16 protein-coding genes are annotated in these 17,206 nt (G+C 40.4%); 12 read left to right on the top strand and 4 right to left on the bottom strand.

The features are described from left to right. Position 1 precedes the first annotated feature (1 nt). The 3 genes from IGI50_RS11995 (at position 2) to dinB (ending at position 3,271) form a co-directional block, all read left to right on the top strand. Complete coding sequence (locus IGI50_RS11995) at positions 2-1,030, top strand: helix-turn-helix domain-containing protein (protein ID WP_438777067.1); 1,029 nt, start codon at positions 2-4, stop codon at positions 1,028-1,030. Positions 1,031-1,209: 179 nt separating this feature from the next. Next, positions 1,210-1,740: a hypothetical protein gene (locus IGI50_RS11990; protein ID WP_010745652.1), complete on the top strand. Its 531-nt coding sequence runs from the start codon at positions 1,210-1,212 to the stop codon at positions 1,738-1,740. A gap of 409 nt (positions 1,741-2,149) precedes the next feature. Then, on the top strand, positions 2,150-3,271 hold the full coding sequence (gene dinB / locus IGI50_RS11985) for a DNA polymerase IV (RefSeq protein ID WP_010745653.1): 1,122 nt from the start codon (positions 2,150-2,152) through the stop codon (positions 3,269-3,271). On the opposite strand, the gene nrdG is transcribed toward dinB, so the two are convergent. Together nrdG and nrdD are read right to left on the bottom strand one after the other, a co-directional pair. Continuing rightward, positions 3,263-3,865 (bottom strand): anaerobic ribonucleoside-triphosphate reductase activating protein, encoded by a 603-nt coding sequence (nrdG, locus tag IGI50_RS11980; protein WP_010745654.1) that lies wholly within the window; start codon positions 3,863-3,865, stop codon positions 3,263-3,265. The genes dinB and nrdG overlap by 9 nt on opposite strands. 81 nt (positions 3,866-3,946) lie before the next feature. Then, complete coding sequence (gene nrdD / locus IGI50_RS11975) at positions 3,947-6,136, bottom strand: anaerobic ribonucleoside-triphosphate reductase (protein ID WP_010745655.1); 2,190 nt, start codon at positions 6,134-6,136, stop codon at positions 3,947-3,949. 387 nt (positions 6,137-6,523) lie between these two features. On the opposite strand from nrdD, the gene IGI50_RS11970 reads away from it, so the two are divergent. The 7 genes from IGI50_RS11970 to dltD all read left to right on the top strand — a co-directional run bounded on the left by IGI50_RS11970 (position 6,524) and on the right by dltD (position 14,087). Next, positions 6,524-7,291: an ABC transporter ATP-binding protein gene (locus IGI50_RS11970; RefSeq protein WP_438777066.1), complete on the top strand. Its 768-nt coding sequence runs from the start codon at positions 6,524-6,526 to the stop codon at positions 7,289-7,291. After that, the gene (locus IGI50_RS11965; RefSeq protein WP_438777065.1) at positions 7,281-9,293 is read left to right on the top strand and encodes an FtsX-like permease family protein; all 2,013 of its coding nucleotides are present in this window, start codon (positions 7,281-7,283) and stop codon (positions 9,291-9,293) included. The genes IGI50_RS11970 and IGI50_RS11965 overlap by 11 nt, the downstream gene beginning before the upstream one ends. 177 nt (positions 9,294-9,470) lie before the next feature. Continuing rightward, on the top strand, positions 9,471-9,620 hold the full coding sequence (locus tag IGI50_RS11960; RefSeq protein WP_438777064.1) for a teichoic acid D-Ala incorporation-associated protein DltX: 150 nt from the start codon (positions 9,471-9,473) through the stop codon (positions 9,618-9,620). Between the two features lie 36 nt (positions 9,621-9,656). Then, positions 9,657-11,168, top strand: coding sequence for a D-alanine--poly(phosphoribitol) ligase subunit DltA (gene dltA, locus IGI50_RS11955; RefSeq protein WP_438777063.1), 1,512 nt, complete (start codon positions 9,657-9,659; stop codon positions 11,166-11,168). Further along, entirely contained in the window at positions 11,168-12,388 is a 1,221-nt protein-coding gene (dltB, locus tag IGI50_RS11950; RefSeq protein ID WP_438777062.1) for a D-alanyl-lipoteichoic acid biosynthesis protein DltB, read from the top strand. The genes dltA and dltB overlap by 1 nt, the downstream gene beginning before the upstream one ends. Positions 12,389-12,588: 200 nt before the next feature. Beyond that, the gene (gene dltC / locus IGI50_RS11945; protein WP_016250129.1) at positions 12,589-12,822 is read left to right on the top strand and encodes a D-alanine--poly(phosphoribitol) ligase subunit DltC; all 234 of its coding nucleotides are present in this window, start codon (positions 12,589-12,591) and stop codon (positions 12,820-12,822) included. After that, complete coding sequence (dltD, locus tag IGI50_RS11940) at positions 12,822-14,087, top strand: D-alanyl-lipoteichoic acid biosynthesis protein DltD (RefSeq protein WP_438777061.1); 1,266 nt, start codon at positions 12,822-12,824, stop codon at positions 14,085-14,087. The genes dltC and dltD overlap by 1 nt, the downstream gene beginning before the upstream one ends. A 51-nt stretch (positions 14,088-14,138) precedes the next feature. On the opposite strand, the gene IGI50_RS11935 is transcribed toward dltD, so the two are convergent. Further along, a complete protein-coding gene (locus tag IGI50_RS11935) occupies positions 14,139-14,699 on the bottom strand; it encodes a TIGR00730 family Rossman fold protein (protein ID WP_010745663.1) in 561 nt (186 codons plus the stop codon). An 85-nt stretch (positions 14,700-14,784) separates the two neighbouring features. On the opposite strand from IGI50_RS11935, the gene IGI50_RS11930 reads away from it, so the two are divergent. Further along, on the top strand, positions 14,785-15,099 hold the full coding sequence (locus IGI50_RS11930) for a MazG nucleotide pyrophosphohydrolase domain-containing protein (protein ID WP_010745664.1): 315 nt from the start codon (positions 14,785-14,787) through the stop codon (positions 15,097-15,099). Between the two features lie 239 nt (positions 15,100-15,338). Beyond that, positions 15,339-16,424 (top strand): hypothetical protein, encoded by a 1,086-nt coding sequence (locus IGI50_RS11925; RefSeq protein ID WP_438777060.1) that lies wholly within the window; start codon positions 15,339-15,341, stop codon positions 16,422-16,424. A gap of 101 nt (positions 16,425-16,525) precedes the next feature. Here the strand turns inward: IGI50_RS11925 and IGI50_RS11920 are convergent, their stop codons facing one another. Continuing rightward, positions 16,526-17,158: a response regulator transcription factor gene (locus IGI50_RS11920; RefSeq protein WP_010745666.1), complete on the bottom strand. Its 633-nt coding sequence runs from the start codon at positions 17,156-17,158 to the stop codon at positions 16,526-16,528. Positions 17,159-17,206 lie beyond the last annotated feature (48 nt).

The following is a 17,206-nucleotide window of genomic DNA, read 5'->3' as shown; positions in this document are numbered from 1 at the left end:
GATGATTTGGCAATTTATAGCGAGAAAAAAATGTCAGCGACAATTGGAATTGATCGGATTAGTAAAAGAAGAAATGTACACAGTGACAGAAATGGCCAAGCAGGTAAAGGTCAGTCGAAGAACTATACTGCGCTATCTTAAGGATCTTCAGCAAAAGGGCTATGTAATAAAAGAGCGAGAGTGGCACCTAAACTATCAAAATAAAAAAAGCTATTCCGAGCTGTATCGAATGTTGCTGATGACAGATCCACGGTTTCAACTTTTTCGACAGTTTCTTTGGGGTCAAGGCTCTGAAACGGTTAATTATTCTAAATTGAAAGAACTCAATCGACAATTAATCTATTTAAATCTTTCCGCCGATTGCAAAATAGGAGGCTTATTAGGAGAAAGCGGACTGATCTTCTTATTGCAGCTCCGCTATTTACGAGACTTTTATTATTTTGAGGAAGCGGAGATCTTTCAGCAAATGGAGCAATATCATCAGAGGAGTCCTATGATCCCTATAAGTAAAGAACTGTTTCCAGATGATAAGAGTCTCCAAGCCTTTATCGAGAAATTTGAATTGCAATCCAAGTTTGCTCCGTATTTTTATTTTGATTATATGCGGTATCACTTTCAAATATTTGTTGATTTTTATCACTGTCATAAAAGTTATCAGACAAATTTATATCATGAGGTCAAACAGGCTGGTAAAATTATCGGGGAAGTAATAAACTGGAAAAACGAAGTATTAGAGAACACCTTCTATGTGAAGCTGTTCGATCTATTTTTTGGAATTCATCAGGGGCTGCCGCTAACGGTTTTCAATTTAAAGTGGCAGAAAAGCGTTGTTTCAGAGAATTATTATCATCTTAGTAAAGAATTGAAGAGGCAACTCCCTTTACTGAACAATTGTCGTGTAGACGAGTTGGCTTTGGCGGTAAAGAACATTCTTTTTGTGAGTCATTATACGGCCTTGACAACAGCGCCTAACCTAGAATCGTCGCTACTGATTCAAGAAAAGTTTCAGCCTTTTTTACTCTCTGATTAGGGAATGTTAGATGAAGATTTTTCTTCAAGAAAGGTTATGCTATAATGATGAAGACTATGTTGAAGATGCCGTTCTATTTCACACGTTTGTACTATTTTTTTACGTGTGATCAACAGGTATACAGATGAAAATAATTTAGTTCTTTCTTTTGAGAAACTATTTAATTGGAGGAGAGCAGAATGGGGTTACGAAAACTAGATGTTCCGACATCTTCGATTACAGAAGTAAAAAAATCACCAATGGACGTTTTTGCTCAGGCTCGTAAAGCAGAGACGGGTGTTTACATTTTTAATCGCGAAAAAATTGCTGGTGTGATGCTGACCAAAGAGCAGTATGAAGCATTAGTGGAAGAATTGAATACTTTGCGTGATACTTTATATCAACCAGTAGAGCGAGAGCTTCCTGTTCCAGAGGAATTAGAAGAGCTAGCAACAGCCTTACGAACAACGTTGGCTAAGGGCTCAGTGATCTCTGCTCGTTACTTAGATGAACGCATGGTAGCGACCGGCTTTATCACCAAGAAAACCGGTTTTGGCGGGGTAACAGAAATGATGAAGGAGCTGGAAGATACAGGAAAAATTATCTACCAACTACGTCGTCGGGAACACAACAAAGTTATCTATGCTGAAATTTTTGGCGAGCCACAAGAATTCCAACGGGGTTCTGCCGACAAGCTGATGATTCGCAAAGTAAATCTGATCGAACGATAGACAGTCGCCACTGTCTATTTTTTTTTGCCAGTTTTACTTCCTGCTTTAGCAGATTCGTAAAATGGTATGCGTACGAAAATGCGAAGAATTTTTTACTTCAGAAAAAATTCATCCATATAATTGAGGTAGCTGCGAGTTCCACTTCGTACTTTTAGTACGATTAGTGGAATCGTATGCGCAGTGAAGATAGAACTCATTTTTCCCAAGAAAAATGAATGCCTTTAAAGGAGCTAGCTGCCAGACCTACTTCTTACTTGCGTGATTAGAAAAATCGGATGTGTACGAAAATTATTCATTATAAATTAAACCTCTGCTTAAATTCCTCTTACTTTCCGCAGGATTAATTGTCTGTGAACAAACGTTCGTTTATAATAGAACTAGAATGATTCGCTGAAGGGAGGGGAATCGGTTGGCTGAGCTAGTGTTTCCATTAAAAAATGATACATCAAGGAAAATAATTCATATTGATATGGATGCCTTTTTTGCCTCCGTGGAGGAACGGGATGATCCTGAATTGGCGAAGCATCCGTTGGTGATTGCCCGCCATCCTTCCGATACCGGTGGAAAAGGTGTGGTGACGACAGCGAATTACAAGGCGCGGGTCTATGGTATTCATTCGGCCATGAGTGCGCAAAAAGCGTATGAATTATGTCCACAGGCGATTTTTAAGCCGGGGGATCACGCAAAGTACAGTGCGGTCTCAAAGCAGGTACGAGAAATTTTTCATCGCTATACGGATATTATCGAACCTGTTTCGATAGATGAAGCCTATCTTGATGTGACAGAAAATAAGATTGATGCGCGTTCTGCCATCAAAATTGCCCGCATGATTCAGCAGGATATTTGGCAAGAGCTGCAGCTGACCTGTTCTGCTGGCGTCAGCTACAATAAATTTTTGGCCAAGCTAGCTTCTGATTATCAAAAGCCGAAGGGAATGACGGTGATATCACCAGAAGAGGCCGTGGTTTTTCTGAAACGTTTGCCGATTGAAAAGTTTCATGGGGTAGGAAAGAAAACGGTTCCTAAAATGAATGAGCTTGGTATTTTTACGGGCGCGGATTTGTACGAGAAGAGTGAAATGTTTTTGATCCAAGAATTCGGGAAAATGGGCTATTCTTTATATCGAAAAGTGCGAGGCATCCATGATTCGCCAGTGAGCATCACTCGTGAGCGAAAATCTGTTGGCAAGGAGCATACCTATGGCCGTCCTTTATCAACAGAGGATGAAGTATTAAGTCAATTAAGACAGCTGGCAGAGAAGGTGGAAGGATCGCTAAAACGAGTCCAGCGTCATGGGAAGACGGTCGTCGTTAAGATTCGTTATGCGGATTACACGACGGTGACGCGCCGGGTTACTTTGCCTTATTACATAGAAAAGAAAGAGGAATTATTTTCTCAAGCAAGCTTGATTTGGGAGGAAATCGGCGGTGTAGAAAAAGGGATCCGATTAGTCGGTATTACCCTGACCAATCTAGATCCCGTCGCCTATGAAAATATTGTGTTACCATTATGGGAAGAGCGATCAAATTAGATCGCTCTTTTTGATTTGTTCAAAGGCTTTTTCTGAATCATGAAGCTTTTCCCAGATGACCACTTCGCCTTTTGCCAATGATTTTTTAACATCAATGATGCGCTGATTTGAGCTGCCGCGGAATTGCAGCATCAAGTTTTTCTTTGAAAGCTCAAAGCGACCATCAACAAGAATATCGATCTTACTCAACATTTCAAGCTTGTCTTCGCTGTCCAGCAGCAGTTCTTCAAAAGTATACCCACTCCAGGACCAAATATCCTTTGTATCACCAAATTCACTGCGTAGACGATCAATCACTTTTAAACAGACCTGTGTATTTAGGAAGGGCTCCCCGCCTAAAAAGGTCACTCCTTGAACATAATCATGAGCAGTGTCGGCAATCAGCTGATCTTCTATTTCTTGTGTGAAGGGTTTTCCGTAGTGAAAATTTTGGGAGGCAGCATTAAAGCAGCCTTCGCAAGCAAAGGGACAGCCACTAACATAAAGACTGTTGCGGACGCCTTCACCATCAACAAAGTTGAAGGGCTTGTAATCGGCGATGTATTGTTGACTTAATTCGCTGGCCAACCACTCTTTTGGTTTAGGATTACGCATATTTTTCACCTTTCAAGTAAAACAGGGAGCGGCAAAGAGCGCCGTCCCTGTCATAAATAGTTCTGTTCATTGGTTCTTTTATTACATGTGTTTTACACGAGAAGCGATTTCTTCGTGACGTCCATGTACCATTGGACGTGCTTGTGGGTTGCCTAAGTAACCGCAAGTTCGTTTGACTACATCACATGATTTTGGATCATGATTGCCGCATTGTGGGCATTCAAATCCACGTTTCGTTGGTTTGAAGTCGCCTTCGAAGCCACATTCGTAGCAGTGATCGATCGGTGTATTGGTTCCTAGATAAGCGATGCGGTCATAGCCATAATCCCAAACAGCTTCCAATGATTTTGGATTTTGCTGCAGAACAGGGTATTCACAGTAGTGAATGAAGCCGCCTGAACAATATTTAGGATAATCCTTTTCAAAGTCCAATTTTTCAAATGGTGTTGGATTTTTACGAACATCATAATGGAAACTATTGGTATAGTAATCCTTATCTGTAATGTTCTCCACAATACCGAAACGTTCTGTGTCTAAACGGCAGAAGCGGTCGGTTAAGCTCTCGCTAGGTGTTGAATATACGCTGAAGTGATAGCCGTATTCGTTGCCCCAAGCATCTGCGTGCTCTTTCAGGTCTTTCATGATGTCGATGGTGAAGTCTTTCGCTTCTGGATTGTCTTCCCATTCGCCGCCGTAAAAGACGCTGGCAACTTCGTAAAGGCCAATATAACCTAGCGAAATCGTTGCCCGTTTATTTTTGAATAATTCATTTACGGCATCTGTGCGTTTCAACCGTTTGCCGAAAGCGCCATATTGATAAAGGATCGGTGCGTTTGCCGGGGTCGCTTCTTTACAGCGATCGATTCGGAAAACTAACGCATCTTTGGCAATTTGCAGACGTTCTTCCAGTAACGACCAGAATTTTTCTTTGTTGCCGCCAGATTCTAAAGCGATTCTTGGTAAGTTCAAGGTCACCACACCAAGATTCATCCGTCCCGCGTTAACTTCTTCGCCTTGTTCATTTTTCCAGCCTTGTAGGAATGAGCGACAACCCATTGGTACCTTAAAGCTGCCAGTTAATTCGATCAATTTATCGTAGTTCAAGATGTCTGGATACATCCGTTTGGTAGCACATTCTAGCGCTAATTCTTTAATGTCGTAGTTTGGATCATTTGGTTCTAAGTTTGTCCCGCGACGTAAAGTAAAGATCAATTTAGGGAAGATCGCTGTCCGTTTTTCACTGCCTAGGCCTTCGATACGGATCTGCAGGATCGCTTTTTGGATCTCACGTTCAAACCAATCAGTTCCAAGACCGAAGCCTAAAGAAGTGAAAGGGGTTTGTCCATTAGAAGTGAACAAGGTATTGATCTCGTATTCCAAACTTTGCATCGCATCGTAAATGTCTTTACGTGTTTTTTGTTTGGCGAAAGCCTTTTGTTTTTCTGGATCATCGATCCATTCCTCGGCATCTTTTAAGTGTTTAGCATAATTTAGGCGCGCAAAAGGAGCTAATAGCTCGTCAGTACGGTCCGCCGAACAGCCGCCATATTGGCTTGAAGCCACGTTGGCGATGATTTGAGAAATTTGAGCGGTAGCTGTTTGAATGGATTTAGGACTTTCTACTTCCGCATTCCCGATTTTGAAGCCGTTATTCAACATGCCTTTGAAGTCAATCAAACAGCAGTTCGTCATCGGTGTGTATGGATGGTAGTCTAAATCATGATAATGAATGTCGCCTTTTTGATGAGCATTTGCTACATGAGGCGGCAGCATTTTTAACCCGATGGATTTGCCAACAATCCCAGCAGTTAAATCGCGTTGTGTGTTAAAAACATCACTATCTTTATTCGCATTTTCATTGACCACCGTTTGATCCTTATTGATCAGTTTTCCGATTGTAAAGTTGATATCGGTCGCCTTGCTGCGTTGGAAGTCACGGCGTGTACGATAGTTGATATATTCCTCTGCTAATTCATACTCGTTGTGTTCTAATAATGTATGCTCCACAATGTTCTGGATTTCATAAATTTTGATATCGCTAGTAAAACGTTCAGAAATTTCAGCATCTACTCGTTCAACAATTGACTGAATGCGTTCATGAGCCAATGGGTCGACAGATCCTTTGATTTTAGTTTCAGCTTTGATTAAGGCATCGTAAATTTTTTGGTCATCAAATGCTGTGTGACGACCATCACGTTTTACGACCTTTATATTTTTTAGCGACGGTTGATATTCGTTGAGCAACGAATCTTTTGTGTGGATTTCCATCATTATAAACAACTCCATTTCCTTTAAAGTTCATTATCAATCATATAGTATTTTTGATGCCGTTGCAACGATATATAGTATTATTTTTTTGCCAAAAAAGAAAAACACACCATATATAGTGTGTTTGTTTACTGAAAGATAAAAGAAAGCTGATAAGGACAAGCTTCTATGAAAAATAAAATAACTGAAAATAATTTTTCCTAAAAAGTGAAAAAATTGTAAGGTTATTGAAGGTCGTTTCACATAGGAATTCACCTCAAATATGATACCATAAAAGAAAAAAATTTGATGTTACAAATAGATTTCAGCGAGAGCATTTGCCAGTTTTTAGCAGTCTGGCAAGCAGAACGGGCATCAATTATTTTTCTAACCCGAGATAGGAGGGATTGAATGGAAAAAATAATCAACGTGCAGCACCTTAGCAAAAGCTACGGCACACGAAATAATAAAGTGACTGTCCTAAATGATTTGAATTTTACGGTGGAAAAGGGGGAGTTTGTCGGGATCATGGGGCCAAGCGGTGCAGGCAAGACCACCCTGATGAATATCCTTTCGACGATTTTACTGCCGACGATGGGATCCGTTAAGATCGCTGGCGCAGACATCACTCAAATGCGGGAAAATCGATTGACGGATTTTCGACGGGAGAAGCTTGGGTTCATTTTTCAAGACTTTAATTTGATTGACAGCTTGACGGTGAAGGACAATATCATCTTACCGTTGACAGTCAGCAAACTTTCGAACAATGAAATCGAAGAACGAGTGCTTCGATTAGCTGGAATATTAAGGATCGAACATATATTAGCGCGCTATCCAGAAGAAATTTCAGTGGGGCAGCAGCAGCGAACTGCCGCAGCTCGAGCATTAATCAGCAAACCGTTAGTTTTGTTTGCCGATGAGCCGACCGGATCGTTGGATTCGAAGTCTGCGACGGAATTTTTAAACTATTTGGACGATGTGAACCTTCATGAAGAAACAACGATCTTAATGGTTACACATGATCCTTACACCGCGAGCTATTGCAATCGTGTGCTGTTTATCAAGGATGGCCGTTTTTTTGCTGAGATTGTTCGCCGTTCGTCACGAAAAGATTTTTTTGAGAAAGTGATAGATATGCAGGCAACGATCGGCGGGGGTGGCAAGGCCAATGCTGATTAGAATTATTTGGCGCGGCTTTAAAAAACAGCTATCAAACTACCTAGTCTTTTTCTTTAGCTTGATCTTTGCGGTCATGGTGTTTTATTCCTTTACAGCGATGACTTATGAGCAGCCGTTAATCCGCAGTGCCGGGAAAAATACTGAGCTTGTTGGAATGTTGGGCTTCGGGAGTTTTGCCGTCGTCTTGATTCTGCTCTTTTTTATGGCGAGTACCAATCGCTTTTTTATTGAAAACCGCCGCAAAGATATCAGTATCTTCCATTTATATGGGTTGAGCTATTATCAGATTTGTCTCTGGTTTATTTTAGAGATCTTTTTTATTGGTATCTTTTCTTTTGTCGTTGGAATCAGTTTTGGGGTGTTACTATCGAAGCTTTTCAGTATGATTCTAGTAAAGGCGATGGATCTGCCGCTGCAAGTGCATTTCTTTTTTTCTACCGATGCGATTATGATGACAGGGTTAGTTGTACTATTTATTTTAGCCGTTGTTTCTTTTCAAATTTTATGGCTAGTCTCGGGTTACAAATTCACTCACTTAAAGAGGCTTGATTTGCGGAAGATACAGGCGATGAAGGTGCCCTTATGGCAAAAGCTCCTAGGTGTGACAGGGGCATTGTGTTTACTAGGCGGCTGGGGAATGGCTCTGAGCTATATCATCTTTGCGCGCAAAGCGAGTGACCATCTCGGTTTGATTCGAGGCAACATCCTATTAATGGGGACTATTTTTTTACTATGTGTCATCGGCAGCTACTTGTTCTTCGGCTTTACTATGAGATGGTACAATTCTTATCGGCCAAAACGCTTATTCAAGAATTTGGGAATGCTGTCCCGCAGTGAATGGCAATTGCGCTTGTTTAGTGATTGGCGCTTTTTAGGCTCGATTACGGTTGCTTTAGGATTGGCGCTAGCGATTCTGGGTGGGATGGCGGCAATTGTTTCGTTAGAAATGCGTTCTGTAAACGAGATCGCTCCTACCTCTTTAATGATCACGGAAGAAAGCTATAAGAAAATTGCACCTAAACTCCAGAGGTTTGAAGATTATCAGAAACAGTCCTTAACGTTTAATGCTGTTCCGGCGAAACAAAGCGTTGAGATTTCCGGGGAAGGGACAAATTCGCAGCCTGAAGTAATGGATATGATCTCTCTTTCGGATTATCGAGCGTTTCAAAAAATAAATCATACCTTACCTAATATTCATTTAAACACGCCTACGTCAACCATCGTTTTAAGCTCTTATCAGCGATACTTAACGGAATACGCACATTACAGTAGATTTATTTATTTAAAAGATCGTAAATTGACGGTTCAGGGAACCTATCCTAATTTTTTTGGAGACGCGAGTTTACGTTACGGAACGGGGTTGATCGTTGTTTCTGATGAAGTCTTTAATAGCACATCGGGGATTTCCTATACGATTGAAGCCATTGATGTAGAAAAGCAAGAAGAAGAAAAATTGGCAAGACTGATTCACAAAGAACTGAAGGGCGACTGGGGCTTTCCGATTCACTATGAGTTGTCTTGGCGGAATCATCAATTGGTGGGAGATATCATTGAAGGCGAAGGGGCGAAAAATGATGGCTCTACCGTTTATCGATCGGAATATACTTCTTACCAAGAGGTGTATCGAGCGACTCGCAGCAGCATGGGGCTTGTTTTATTCGTAGTAACATTCGTAACGACGACGTTCATCATATCAACGGCAAGTATGGTAACTTTACGACAACTTTCAGAATTTAAACAAAAACGGAAAAAATATCAGCTATTGCGGCAAATGGGTATTCCTGACAAAACGATCTATCAGGAAATCAAACGAGAGAATCGTGTGGTATTTTTCACTCCAGCCTTTTTGGCCCTCGTCCATAGCATGCTGGCGATCTCGGTGATTTCCCACATAGCCAAAGATACCGATTATTGGTTCGTTTACTTATTCTGTGGATTGATGTTAGCAGTCTATGCGCTGTTTTATTGGGCTTCTTGTGCCTATCAGAAAAAACTTTTATAACGGCAAAGCAACGGGGTATACCAATTTACTTTGGTATATCCTTTTTTTTGCGTAGAAGGATTTTTAAGCATGTGACAAAACTGTTCGTTTGAAAGCGGTATATGTAAGAGGAACAAATGGCAGTTTTTTTTCAAGGTTCTATAATTAGCTCAAAAGAAAAAAGGAGAGGGCGATTGGATGAAGGATTTTTTTAAACGCCCCGCTGCTCGTTACTGGTTGAGTTTTATTGGAAAGACGATTTTCTACTTTGCGGTCCTTTTGATTTTAGTTTACTTATACCATTACAAGAGCATCCAAGGCGGTAATTTTATCTATAACGAGTTTTAATAATAAGTCGTTCTTGAACTGAACGGGGGGAATATCATGCAAAATATCATTACAACGATTGATAAATGGGCAAGTGAGAAGCCAGAGGCAATCGCTTACCAATCAGAAACAGAAAAATACAGCTATCAAACATTGCAGCAATGGTCAGACAACTTAGCGCAACACTTGAATCAGCAAATAACGGACAAAGCGCCGATTGTTGTATTTGGTGAATTAGAATTTGAAATGATCGCTAGCTTTCTAGGCGCTGTCAAGAGCGGTCATGCGTACATTCCAATTGAATCGAATACACCATTGGATCGGATTCAGTTGATTTTAGACGTTGCGCAGCCAGTAATGATCTTGAGTGTACAGCCTTGGCCGGAAGAAATCGCTGCGACTATTCCAGTTGTTGCACCAAAGGAACTTCAGGAGCTATTTGTAACATCTGGCGAAAAAAAAGAGTTGGTACCTGTTGAAGACAAGGATACCTTCTACATTATTTTTACTTCTGGAACAACGGGCGTACCAAAAGGCGTTCAGATCAGTCATAAAAATCTATTGAGCTTTACGAATTGGGACCTAAAGGATTTCGGCATTGAACCCGGCATGCGCTTCTTATCCCAAGCACCCTATTCATTTGATTTGTCTGTCATGAGTGTCTATCCGGCACTTTGCAGTGGAGGGACGTTGGTTCCAATGGAAAAAGCTGTCATTAACGATTTCAAAAAATTATTCAGCTTTCTTCCTCAGTTAGATCTGGAAGTTTGGGTATCCACCCCTTCATTTATGGATATTTGTTTGATGGAGAAAACATTTGATGGAGCGCACGTTCCTTCATTGAAAATATTCCAATTCTGCGGGGAGGAGCTTCCTCGTAAAACAGCGGAGGAATTACTGCGACGTTTTCCAAACGCGAAAATCTTTAACACATACGGCCCGACCGAAGCAACTGTCGCAATGACTCAAATCGAAGTGACCGCTGAGGTTTTAGCGCGATACGATCGTGTACCGATCGGCTATATCAAGGAAGATACTGAGGTCTTGATTTACGATGGGGATCAGGAAGCCGCAAAGGGTGAAGCAGGCGAGATTATTATCAAAGGTCCAAGTGTATCAAAAGGGTACATGAACAACCCAGAAAAAACAGCTGCTGCTTTCTTTGAGATTGACGGAGTGCCCGCCTACCGTACAGGAGACGCTGGTCGTATAGAAAAAGATGGATTGCTTCTATATGAAGGACGTATCGATTTCCAAGTAAAATTGCACGGCTTCCGAATTGAATTGGAGGATATTGATCACCATTTAGAAAAAGTCTCTTATGTGAAGCAAGCGACCGTTGTGCCAAAATATCAGGAACACAAAGTTCAACAATTAGTTGCTTATATTGTTGCGAACGAAAACGATTTTGAAAAAGCGTATCAATTAACGAAAGCAGTCAAAGAAGAATTGGCAGAAGGGGTCATGGACTATATGATCCCACAAAAATTTGTCTATGTGGATCAGCTGCCATTGACACCCAATGGCAAGATTGACCGTAAACGACTGATTAACGAGGTGAATAGCTGATGCTGATTCCTCACATGGTGCCTTATGCGTCACCGATTTATTTCATTATTTTAATGATGGCACTGCTGCCGTTGGTTCTAAGTTTATTGATTCGGGGGAAGCGAATCAGCTGGTACCAATCACTGATTACGTTGTTCTTTCTATACATTTCCTTCGGCGGAAAAGATTATCGCCAAGGCTTAGCATTGATCGGCTATGTGATATTCCAAAGCATTTTAGTATGGTGCTACAACCATTACCGAAAAAATAAGAATCAAGCGGGGGTCTTTTACTTCGCCGTATTTTTAAGTATCCTGCCGCTGATTTTGGTCAAAGTGACGCCGTTTATGGATGGACAGGCATCGATCTTCGGCTTTTTAGGAATTTCTTATCTGACATTCAAGTCCGTTCAGATCATCATGGAAATGCGCGATGGCATGATTAAGGAGTACAGTCCGTTGAACTATATCAAGTTCTTGCTGTTCTTCCCAACCATCTCATCTGGTCCAATTGATCGCTATCGTCGATTTGAAAAGGACTTAAACGAGCCGCCAGCACCAGAAAAATATGTGGATCTGTTAGGCGCGGGGGTCCATGATATTTTTGTCGGTTTCTTATATAAATTCGTGATCGGTTATTATTTCGGTCAAGTGCTCCTGCCCCTTGTTGATCGAATTGCGATGCATCACGGCGGCATCTCATGGGGCTTAGTCGGGTATATGTATGTCTATAGTATGTATCTGTTCTTTGATTTTGCCGGCTATAGTCTGTTCGCCCTCGGTACAAGCAAGCTGATGGGGTATGAAACACCGCCGAACTTTAATAAACCATTCCTATCCTGGAACATCAAGGAATTCTGGAATCGTTGGCACATGACCTTGTCCTTCTGGTTCCGTGATTATATCTATATGCGGTTGATGTTCACCTTGATTAAGAAGAAGACCTTCAAGAGCCGGATCGTAGCTTCTAATGTTGGCTACTTCGCGTTGTTCCTAATCATGGGTGTTTGGCACGGCTTGACTTGGTATTACATTGTCTATGGCATTTACCACGCAACCTTGATCTGTTTGACCGATGCGTGGCTGCGTTTTAAAAAGAAACACAAGAAACAAATTCCATCCAATAAATTTACCCATGCGTTGGCGATTTTCTTAACCTTCAACGCTGTCTGCTTGAGCTTTTTAATCTTCTCAGGCTTCTTGGATAAATTATTTTTTGCCAGTCCGGCTTTTAGCAGATAACTAAAGCTCTAACTGACGGAATAGTTTCAATGCAGGATATCGCATGAACTGTTTAGCCGGATGGTATGCGTACGAAAACGTTTCGAATTTTTGCGTTAGAAAAAATTCGGACAACTATAATGAGCTAGCCCACATGATAAAGGACAGTAACGATAGAAAAAACTATATTTCCTTAAAAAAAACGAAATGGAGCGAGTAACATGGAAGACACATTATTTAGCATTTTAGAAGATATTACAGGAACAGACGAAGTAAGAGACAATCCCGATGTGGATTTGTTTGAAGAAGGATTAATGGACTCTTTAGCAACTGTTCAATTATTGGTTGAGATTGAAGGACAATTAGGCGTACAGGTTCCAGTTTCAGAGTTTGACCGCGCTCAATGGAACACACCCAATAAAATCATTGAACAAGTGAAGGTTCTACAAGCTTAATGAAAAAGAAACTCTTCGGTATCTTTGGGCCGATTCTTTTAGCGGCAATGTTATTGATTCTCTTGTTTTTTTCCCCCTTTAAAATCAACAGCAATGATCCGGAGCTGATCAAGGCTGCTTCAAGTTCGATGGCGGGAAATGTCTTGCGAGGAAACAGTATCACAAAAGAGGCTCTGAGTACTGATAAATACGTCCCATTTTTTGGTTCTTCCGAATTGAGCCGAATCAGTCCGTTTCATCCGTCGGTTTTAGCAGAAAAATATGATCGGGGCTATACGCCATTTTTGATGGGGGCACCGGGGACGCAATCATTGACACAATTCATGATGATGCAGTCGTTGGGAAATGAGTTGAAGGATCGGAAAGTAGTCTTCATTATCTCTCCACAATGGTTTGTTAAGCATGGGATCAAGCGTGATTACTTTGATGCGTATTATTCTCCCGAGCAAACGTTGAATTGGCTGCTGAACTTGAAAAAAGTACAAGCAAGTGATAAATATTTGGCACAACGGTTAACGCATTACGGTGTAGTAAAAAAAGATGAACGGCTAGAACGGATGCTAGATGCAGTGATGGATGGCCAACTGCCTGACAAATCAGATATCGCTGTCAGCAAGTTAAAATTAAACATGCTGGAGCGGGAAGATGAACTGTTCAGTACCATTGGTATGTTAAGCAAACAGGCTGAGATTGATAAAAACGTTAAGGCATTACCGAAAAAATACAATCAAGATGAGCTGGATACGTTGGCTAATCAATTAGGTGAACGGGCGACTCAAGGAAATGAATTTGGGATTCAGCAACGTTTCTACCATCAACGAATCAAGCCACATATGAACCGTTTAGCAGATTCACAAAAAAATTGGGATTATCGATTCTCGCCAGAGTTCTCTGACTTCCAACTAGCTTTGGATCAATTAGCCAAGGAACATGCGGATGCGCTCTTTATTATTCCACCCGTCAATGGACGCTGGGCGAAATTTACGGGGCTTTCAAAAGAAATGCTGCAACAGTTCTCTGACAAGATTAAGTATCAATTGACGTCACAGGGCTTCAATAATATCGCTGACTATACAGAACAAGAAAACACGCCATACTTCATGCAAGACACCATTCACTTAGGATGGAACGGCTGGTTGGCAGCAGATAAGAAAATTGCGCCATTCTTAAAGGATCATAGATCGCAAGCTGAAAATTATAAAATCAATAATCCTTACTTTTTAAGCAAAGAATGGCAAGAAATGAATCCAACAGAAATAAAATAAAAATGAGACAGCGGTAAGTATAATTATTTATGCTTACTGCTGTCTTTTTGATTAATAGTTGCGAACCAATGGAGGGGTATAATTATGAATGAAATGATCGATTTCACTCAGCGAATTAGAAAATAAAGTTTTACTACGATCCTCTGGAGTAAGAAATTGATTTTCAACCATACTATCATAGAGATTTTTCAATGGGTCATAAAAACCTTTTTCATTAAACAATACACAAGGATTCTCATTTTGCCCAACTCTTGCCCAAGAAATCATTTCAGTGATTTCTTCTAATGTTCCAGGACCACCTGGTAAAGCAATACAAGCATCTCCTAGCTCAAGCATTTTTTGTTTTCTTTCCGCCATCGATTGTACAATAAGCATCTCTGTCAATTGAGGATGCGCTAACTCTCTTTCAATCAAAAAGGACGGAATAACTCCAATTACTTTTCCATGATTCTTCAAGACAGTATCAGCGATTGTTCCCATCAAACCAACTTTTCCGCCGCCATAAATCAAAGTATGATCATTTTCGGCGATCCATTTGCCAAATTTTTCCGTCGTTTGTAGATAAATAGGATCATTGCCACTACTAGCACCACAATATACAATAATTTTCAAAATAAACCCTCACTTTCATTTCAATGGATAGTAGTATATCATATAAAGGGAACTTGCGTTCGAAGAAATAGAAGGGGGAGATTTTTTGGATATTCAAGAATATCAAGAATGGATCGGCGATTTTTATAAGAAAAGAGACTGGTATCAATACGATCCGTTTATCCGATCAAACTTTTTAACAGAGGAAGTAGGTGAGGTTTGTCGAGCGATTCGAACCATTGAGATTGGGCGTGATCGACCAGATGAGATGCTGTCTAATCGTTCAAAATCACTCGAAAATTTAACCGAAGAATTAGGGGATGTTTTAGACAATCTCTTCATTATCGCCGATAAATATGAAATTTCTTTACAGGAAATAATGACGGTTCACAAACAGAAACTAGAACAGCGATACGACTAATAACAGTCGAATGCTGTTCTTTTTTTATTGATAAACGACAATATATAAACGAGAAAGTGGAATGTATAAATTTATTTTTGTTATTTTAAAATACCCGTATTCTTTAAAAATACCATATTATTTGGGTTATGTTTTTTTTGCGCGATTTAGCAAAAAAAATAAGAAAATTTTTTTATAGAAAATACGTTATGATAATTCCTAAGAAAAGAAAACGGATACAAAAAAGGAGAGAGCCTATCATGAAAGCCAACCAAAAGACACAGCCACTAACTCAGAGAGCACTATTCAGTATGAAACGGGAACGATTAGAAGCTAAAATTCTTACCTATTTCAAAAACACACAGGATACAGCCTCAGTCATCGAGTATCTAGTAGTTGTTATGTTGCGGAATGCGATTGTATGTAGCGACTTTTCCTTCTTGTGCTATGACTTAGTTCGAGAATTATTTATAACAGCTAAACCGAATGACGCTTTACGTAAATATTGTGTATATTTCAAAGACTATTTTTCCGCAGAGGGAGAATGGACAACCGTGATCGGTCGACTATTTAGTAACAAAAAAGAATACCAACGATTCACCGAGGAGGCTCGTTTTTATAAAAAAGTATTAGATACACCAAAAACTGGGGAATGCAAGAACCCAGATCTAGAAATTCGCTTAGTTTCTTTTTTTGAGGATGCCAGCGGGAAGAAGCATACTTTGACGATCCGTGACTCGGATGAGAGGGTCAGTATGGCCAAGCTAGCTAAAAGTTTAGAAATCCTAACTACGTTAAGTATTTTTAAAACAAAGGACGGGGTGCGCCGTTTCGTCAAGCTCGTTGATTTTGAACGCCCAGGGACAAAGGATACATTAGAAAAAGTAATGGAAGAGCTGCAAATTGAGGAGGATCAACCTTCCGAAGAAGCGACAGAAACTATCGAAATCGTTGTGCCCACAGGGATTAATCCCACCACTTTAAGTGAAGAAGAAAGATTGGCTTTAGTTCAAGTTGTTCATCCAGAAGTGGTTCGTTTAGCGGATGCTCGAGTAGTATTTACAGAGCAGGATAATGAACGAAGCTTATTGGAAGATCCAACTGTTGATCCTCTGATAGAAATTAATGATCCACCTATAAAGTTAGAAAGTGATTCTTTTGCGGGGGATTCAACTGCTGTCGCAACCACGAAATCAGCGACAACTGTTGCACAAAAGCCAAAGAAACATAAGCGCCTCAGTCCGAAAGAAGCCTATGTTCAATCGCTGATTGAAAAAAGACAGAATAAGTCACCGATAAACAGTGGAAATAAAAGGAAGAATGGCAGCAAGAAGAAAAAGAGGTAGTCAAAACACAGCATCAGCCAATTGAGGATTCTTCCCTTGGTTTGCTTTGCTGTGGCAACGTTTTGATAATAAAAAGCGCCTAAGGAAAATATCTCCTTAGGCTATTTCTGCTGATAATTTTTGTAATAGAAAATTGCTAATTGGGTACGGTCACGAACTTCTAATTTTTCTAATAGCTGGCTGATATTATTTCGGACCGTTCCTTCACTTAAAAATAGTTCTTTGGCAATTTCCTTATTGTTTTTGCCATTGGCAACGGCAATCAAAATACTTTCTTCTCGTTCAGATAACTCAATAGTAGGTTGAGTTTGTGGTGCTTGACTGGTTAAGATGGAGGCTAATTTTCCGGCAATTTCTGTTCCAAAAACCGTTTGTCCATTATAGACTGCTTTGATTGCGGGTACGATACTAGCTAGGTCCTGCTTGATCAGGTAGCCCTTTACACCAATCTGTAGGGCTTCGCGGATGTATTCATCATCGGAAAAAGTTGTTAGTAACAATATAACAGCGTCAGGAGCTTGCTTGAAAATTTCTTTTGCAGCCTCTATTCCTGTACTCTCTCCCATACGAATATCCGTTAATAGAACATCAGGATGTTCCTGCAAATATAAGTTCACCGCTTCAGCGGCAGAATTACCCGTATTTAGAACGTGTATTTCTTGCGACAGGTCTAAAATAGTTCTCAATGATTCTGTAACTAGTGGATCATCATCAACAACGACAACACGAATCATACAACTTCTCCTTAATCTTCATTTTTTATTCTAATAAGTAAAGGCTAA

The sequence above is a fragment of the Enterococcus sp. DIV0170 genome, from assembly GCF_051710765.1.
In the GTDB taxonomy this organism is placed as follows: domain Bacteria; phylum Bacillota; class Bacilli; order Lactobacillales; family Enterococcaceae; genus Enterococcus_A; species Enterococcus_A raffinosus.
The sequence above is the reverse complement of the archived record's forward strand: the minus strand, read 5'-3'. Positions and strand labels throughout refer to the sequence as shown.

Coding starts and splice junctions, on each gene's coding strand:
- IGI50_RS11995 (WP_438777067.1), top strand. CDS start 2: ATGATTTGGCAATTTATAGCGAGAAAAAAATGTCAGCGACAATTGGAA.
- IGI50_RS11990 (WP_010745652.1), top strand. CDS start 1,210: ATGGGGTTACGAAAACTAGATGTTCCGACATCTTCGATTACAGAAGTA.
- nrdG (WP_010745654.1), bottom strand. CDS start 3,865: ATGCGTAATCCTAAACCAAAAGAGTGGTTGGCCAGCGAATTAAGTCAA.
- nrdD (WP_010745655.1), bottom strand. CDS start 6,136: ATGATGGAAATCCACACAAAAGATTCGTTGCTCAACGAATATCAACCG.
- IGI50_RS11970 (WP_438777066.1), top strand. CDS start 6,524: ATGGAAAAAATAATCAACGTGCAGCACCTTAGCAAAAGCTACGGCACA.
- IGI50_RS11965 (WP_438777065.1), top strand. CDS start 7,281: ATGCTGATTAGAATTATTTGGCGCGGCTTTAAAAAACAGCTATCAAAC.
- IGI50_RS11960 (WP_438777064.1), top strand. CDS start 9,471: ATGAAGGATTTTTTTAAACGCCCCGCTGCTCGTTACTGGTTGAGTTTT.
- dltA (WP_438777063.1), top strand. CDS start 9,657: ATGCAAAATATCATTACAACGATTGATAAATGGGCAAGTGAGAAGCCA.
- dltB (WP_438777062.1), top strand. CDS start 11,168: ATGCTGATTCCTCACATGGTGCCTTATGCGTCACCGATTTATTTCATT.
- dltC (WP_016250129.1), top strand. CDS start 12,589: ATGGAAGACACATTATTTAGCATTTTAGAAGATATTACAGGAACAGAC.
- dltD (WP_438777061.1), top strand. CDS start 12,822: ATGAAAAAGAAACTCTTCGGTATCTTTGGGCCGATTCTTTTAGCGGCA.
- IGI50_RS11925 (WP_438777060.1), top strand. CDS start 15,339: ATGAAAGCCAACCAAAAGACACAGCCACTAACTCAGAGAGCACTATTC.
- IGI50_RS11920 (WP_010745666.1), bottom strand. CDS start 17,158: ATGATTCGTGTTGTCGTTGTTGATGATGATCCACTAGTTACAGAATCA.